Raw genomic sequence first — 6,049 nt, forward strand, 5'->3', positions numbered from 1 at the left:
GTCTAGTTCCGACCCGACACCGACTCCCCATCCCCGCCACTCACCCGCCGCTCACCCGCCGCTCACCCGCCGGTCATTGCCACGAGCCGCTTCCCAGCCGATCGCCGGAACCGATACCCTCCACCTCATCTCGGACTGATCGCCGATCCCCCGACAAGGTCCCCCATTCATGCGTACGCTCCGGGCCGCGCTCGCGGTCCTGCTCCTGGCCGTTGTGATCATCCCGGCTGCCTTGGCACTGGTCGGACGGCAGGTGTTCAAGCCGCGCCGGACACGGTCGGCGAACGATCCCGGCGGGCTCGCGCTCACCGAGGAGACCCAGCCCACTCTGTGGGCGGAGGTCCGTGAGCTGGCCGGCGCCACCGGGACGCGCGCACCCGACGAGATCCGCCTGGTGCCGGATGTCAACGCGGCGGTCAGCGACGAGACCAAGCTCGTCGGACTGATCTCGGGCACCCGACGCATGTTCATCGGCGTACCCCTCCTGCAGGGGGTCTCCCGCAACCAGCTCCGCGCGGTCCTCGCCCACGAGCTGGCCCACCACAGCTCCGCCCATACCCGGCTCGGTGGCCTCATCCACCGCGCCCGTCTGGCGATCGCCCAGGTCGCGGCCGGGCTCTCCAACCCATTCCTGAAACGGCCGTTCCGGACGTACGCCCGGATCTTCTTCGCCCTCACCAGGCCCCTCGCGCACGCCCATGAGCTCAGCGCCGATCAGGTCAGCGCGCAGGTCGTCGGGTCACGGACCGCGGCCGTCACGCTGCGCACCCTCCCAGCGCTCGCCGCTGCCTGGCAGATCTACCTCGAGCAGTACGTCGACGCCGGAACGCACTACGGGCTGCGCCCGACCCGCTTCTTCGACAACTTCACCAACCTGATGAGCGACTCCGATCGCCTCGGCGAGCTGGCCCGGATCAGCGCGGAGCCGCCCGAGGTGAAGGTGTCGGCCTACGACTCGCATCCGCCGCTGCACGAGCGGATCGAGAGGCTGGAGACGATGACCGCGTCCGAGGACGCAGCTGGTTCAGACCGCGCAGACGGCGCAGACGGCGCAGACGGCACGGACGGCACGGACGGCACGGACCACGCAGACGACGCCAACCGCCAGGACAGGTCGGGCAACGCGACCAGCATCCTGCGTTATCCGTCGCAGAGCTTCCTCGCCCTCGAGGACCAGATATTCGCCGGCTCCGGCCTGACCCCTGCGCCGTTGGCCGAGATCGTCATCGTCGCCGGTGCCCGGGCCGCAGCGCAGGACACCGAGACCCTGCTGTGCGCGATGCGGGAGAACGAGATCGTGCCGGCCACCCTCCGCGGCGCTCTGGATCTGATCGCCTCGGGCAACCTCGACACCCTCCTGGAGCTGGTCGACGTCGGGGAGACACCGGCCGAGGACGAGGCCGATACCCGGCGTACGGTGATCGCGCGCCTCCTCGGCGCCACCATCGCCCACGAGCTGGTCAGCGAGAAGAAGGCGCGCTACGAGCTCAGCTGGGCCGGCCCGTGGCGCCTGGTCGACATCTCCGGTCAGGAGGTCGACCCCGAGGCGCTGGCCCACGAGGCCCTCGGCTCTCCCGGCTACGCGGCAGCGCTGCGCGCGTGGGTGCACCAGCTCGACATGAAGGTCGACAACGAGGCCGCGGTCCGGACCGCCGGCGCCGCGCAGGCCCTCGTGTCCCCGGACGGCTACATCGGCGCCTTGGCCCCGGTCTCCGGCGACGGCATCCGTACGCTGCTGGTCACCGACACCGGCCTGATGCTCCTCAAGCCGTCCGGATCCGACCGCGTCGCGACCGGACTGGCCTCGATGACCGCGGGCTCACCCGGCAAGAAGCTGATCCAGCGCGCCCTGGCCAGACCACCCGCCGACCTCGCCGCCGCGACCAACGCCGCCTTCGTCCCCTGGGACCAGATCCGCGCGCTCCACCTCAAGCAGGGCACCTCCCGCCGCTCCGCGGACATCACCACCGCCACCGGCCACGGCTGGTCCCTGCGCTGGAGCGAGGGCGCAGACGTCGAAGGCCACCCCTGGCCCGCCGTCCACCACTACCTGGGCCCCCGCTTCACCGTCGACTAGCTTCCTGCCGAGCCGGCGCTAGTGCCCCAAGATTCCCCGCCGAGTCGGCGCTAATGTCCCAAGAATCCCCGCCGAGCCGGCGCTAATGTCCCAAGAATCCCCGCCGAGCCGGCGCTAATGTCCCAAGAATCCCCGCCGAGCCGGCGCTAATGTCCCAAGATTTCGTGCCGAAGTCGGCGCTAATGTCCCAGCGGTTGGGTCAGATGCGCCGACTCGACCTCTCACAGTGAGACAGACGCGCCGACTCGACACGAAATTCTGGGACAGACGCGCCGACTCGACCCTCTACAGCGGGGCAGACGCGCCGGGTCGGGAGGTCAGGGCAGGATGGTGTGGTTGGCCATGTCGACGACGGGGCGGTAGCCGATCTTGGCGTAGACGTGGTTGGAGACCGGGTTGTCCACGTCGGTGAACAGGCACAGCCGGGTGCCGTCGGCGGCCAGGAGACGCGAGGCTTCGGCGGTCACCGCGGTCCCGTAGCCGTGACCCCGCTGCTCCGTCGGCGTGTAGACCATCGCGACCCGCACCACGCCGTACGCCGGCAGGGTCGCGCCGGCCATGGACACCACCTCTCCGTCGACCTCCCACAGCAGCAGGAACTCCTCGATCCTGCGGCGCACCTCGTCATCTCCGACGGCCGCGTGCTCGTGGATGTACGCCTTGTTCGAGGACTGCTCGCGGGCCGCACGCCCGAAGTCGCCCAGCCACTCCCGGCACAGCTCCAGGTCGTCGTACGTCGCGGCGCGGGCGCGGCCGGGCACACCGGTGGGCATCACCAACGACCCGAGCTCGTGCAGCCGGGAGGCCATCGCGACCCTCACCCGCCCGCCCGCGAGCCGGACGGTCTCCTCGGCGACCGTGCGTGCGGCCGGGAGCGCGCCGTTGGCCCCACCGGCGTACTCCCCTCCGACATGCAGCTGTCGCGCCAGCTCGATCGCCGCCGCCTCCGGCATCGGGCAGACGTAGAGGGGGTAGGGCTCGAAGTTGGCCGTCCGCATCGCGGAGCCCACCACCCGATCGCCCTCCCGAGCGACCGCGAACCATCGATACGGCCCACCCAGGCTCGACCCACGAGCCTCCCTCTCCGCGTTCGTGGCGACCACGCTGGTGATCACCGGCTCCGCGGCGAGGTAGTCCTTCGCCACGGCTAGGAACTCGGCTGGATCGGTGAGGATGTCGACGGTGACCATGACCGAAGCATGCCGAGCGCGCATCGCCGGTCTCAACCGGTTTCGCGCCAGCCACCGCGCGCCCATAGGATTTGGTCCCATGACTGAGACCGCGCCCTCGCAGACCGCACCGGAGACGACTACGCCCGCTGAGCAGCGCGTAGTCGCCGTACCGGACAAGCCGGTCCTCGAGGGCCTGGAGTCCAAGTGGGCCGAGCGGTGGAAGAACGACAAGACGTACGCCTTCGACCGCACCCAGCCGCGCGAGAACGTCTACTCGATCGACACCCCGCCGCCGACCGTCTCCGGCAGCCTGCACGTCGGCCACGTCTTCTCCTACACCCACCCCGACCTGATCGCCCGTTTCCAGCGGATGAACGGGAAGTCGGTCTTCTACCCGATCGGCTGGGACGACAACGGTCTGCCCACCGAGCGCCGGGTCCAGAACTACTTCGGCGTCCGCTGCGATCCCTCGCTCCCCTACGACCCGGACTTCACCCCGCCCGAGAAGCCGGACCCGAAGCGTCAGATCTCCATCAGCCGGCCCAACTTCGTCGAGCTGTGCAGCGAGCTGGTCGTCGAGGACGAGAAGGTCTTCGAGGACATGTGGCGCACCATGGGGCTCTCCTTCGACTGGGACCACCAGTACACGACCATCGGCAAGGTCTCCCAGACCGCCTCGCAGAAGGCGTTCCTGCGCAACCTCGCACGCGGCGAGGCCTACCTGCAGGAGGCGCCGACCCTGTGGGACGTCACCTTCCAGACCGCTGTCGCGCAGGCCGAGCTGGAGGCGAAGGACTACGCCGGTTTCTTCCACCGCGTCGCCTTCCACACTGTGCCCGTTGATGGGGGTTCCGGCACCCCGATCCACATCGAGACCACCCGTCCCGAGCTGATCCCGAGCGTCGTCGCGCTGATCGCTCACCCCGACGACGACCGTTACAAGGACCTGTTCGGCGCCACCGTCACCTCGCCGATCTTCGGGGTCGAGATCCCGGTCCTGGCCCACGAGGCCGCGGAGATGGACAAGGGCGCCGGCATCGCGATGTGCTGCACCTGGGGTGACCTCACCGACGTCCAGTGGTGGCGCGAGCTCAACCTGCCCGCTCGTGCCCTGATCGGGCGCGACGGCCGCTTCTCCCGTGAGACCCCGGAGTGGATCACCACCGAGGCCGGGGCTGCTGCGTACGAAGACCTCAAGGGCAAGACCGTCCACTCCGCCCGCGAAGCGGTCGTCGCCAAGATCCGTGAGTCCGGCGACCTCGACGGCGAGCCGAAGAAGACCCAGCGGATGGCCAACTTCTACGAGCGCGGCGACAAGCCGCTGGAGATCGTCGCCAGCCGGCAGTGGTACGTCACAAACGGTGGCCGCAACCCCGATCTGCGCGAGAAGCTGCTGGCCCGCGGTGGCGAGCTGACCTGGCTGCCGGAGCACATGCGCCACCGCTACGACAACTGGGTCAGCGGCCTCAACGGCGACTGGCTGATCTCTCGCCAGCGCTTCTTCGGCATCCCGTTCCCGGTCTGGTACGCCCTCGACGCCGAGGGCAACCCCGACTACGACAAGCCGCTGCTCCCGAGCGAGGAGCAGCTGCCGATCGACCCGTCCACCGATGTCCCGGCCGGATACGACAAGGCGCAGCGCGGCAAGCCCGGCGGCTTCCAGGGCGACCCTGACGTGATGGACACCTGGGCGACCTCCTCGCTCACCCCGCAGATCGCCGGAGGCTGGGAGTCCGACCCGGATCTGTTCGAGCGGGTCTACCCGATGGACCTGTGCACCCAGGCCCACGACATCATCCGCACCTGGCTCTTCGGCCGCATCGTCAGGTCCCACTTCGAGAACGGCGTCGCCCCGTGGAGCCACGCGATGCTCTCCGGCTGGATCCTCGACCCCGACCGCAAGAAGATGTCGAAGTCGAAGGGCAACGTCGTCGTCCCGACCGATATCCTCGACAAGTTCGGCGCCGACGCGGTCCGCTGGCGCGCCGCGCTGACCCGCCCGGGCATGGACTCGCCGTTCGACGAGACCCAGATGAAGGTCGGTCGACGTCTGGCGATGAAGATCCTCAACGCCTCCAAGTTCGTCCTCGGCAACGTCGGTGCGACCACGCTCAACCCGGTCGCGATCACCCAGCCGGTCGACTGCTCGCTGATGGCCCGCCTCAAGGAGACGATCACCAAGTCGACCGACGCGTTCGCCGCCTACGACTACTCGACCGCGCTGGAGACCTCGGAGAAGTTCTTCTGGGAGTTCTGCGACGACTACCTCGAGCTGGTCAAGGAGCGGGCGTACGACGAGGACGGCGGTCTCCCGACCGAGTCCGCTCGCGCGACGCTGGCCACGGCCCTCCACGTCCAGCTGCGGCTGCTGGCGCCGTTCCTGCCGTACGTCACCGAGGAGGTCTGGTCGTGGTGGCAGACCGGCTCGATCCACACGTCCTCGTGGCCGCGTGAGCTCGAGCTCGGCACCGCTGCCGCCGCCGACCCGGGTGCGCTCGACGCCGTCGCGGCGACCCTGACCGGCATCCGCGGCGCCAAGTCGACCGCGAAGGTGAAGATGCGCCATCCGCTGGCCAAGGCCGAGGTCACCGGCCCGGCCAAGCTCGTCAAGGACGCCGAGGCGGCAGCCACGGACCTCAAGCGGGTCGGCAGCATCACCGGCGACCTGTTCTTCACTGTCGACGAGAACGCGACCGAGCTCACCGTCACCGCCGAGCTGGCGGAGCTGCCTGCCGAGGCCTGATCCGGCAGGCCCGCCCAAGATGTGAAGCAGGCCCCGGACCGCTGAGCGGCCCGGGGC

General features: G+C 69.5%; 3 protein-coding genes. 2 read left to right on the top strand and 1 reads right to left on the bottom strand.

The features are described 5' to 3' along the window. Positions 1 to 169: 169 nt before the first annotated feature. A complete protein-coding gene (locus ACRDPS_RS06670; protein ID WP_431500839.1) occupies positions 170 to 2,077 on the top strand; it encodes a M48 family metallopeptidase in 1,908 nt (635 codons plus the stop codon). Positions 2,078 to 2,394: 317 nt separating this feature from the next. On the opposite strand, the gene ACRDPS_RS06675 is transcribed toward ACRDPS_RS06670, so the two are convergent. Further along, entirely contained in the window at positions 2,395 to 3,267 is an 873-nt protein-coding gene (locus ACRDPS_RS06675) for a GNAT family N-acetyltransferase (protein ID WP_431500840.1), read from the bottom strand. A gap of 79 nt (positions 3,268 to 3,346) precedes the next feature. On the opposite strand from ACRDPS_RS06675, the gene valS reads away from it, so the two are divergent. Then, complete coding sequence (valS, locus tag ACRDPS_RS06680) at positions 3,347 to 5,992, top strand: valine--tRNA ligase (protein ID WP_431500841.1); 2,646 nt, start codon at positions 3,347 to 3,349, stop codon at positions 5,990 to 5,992. Positions 5,993 to 6,049 lie beyond the last annotated feature (57 nt).

It is taken from the genome of Nocardioides sp., from assembly GCF_050699375.1.
Lineage (GTDB): Bacteria > Actinomycetota > Actinomycetes > Propionibacteriales > Nocardioidaceae > Nocardioides.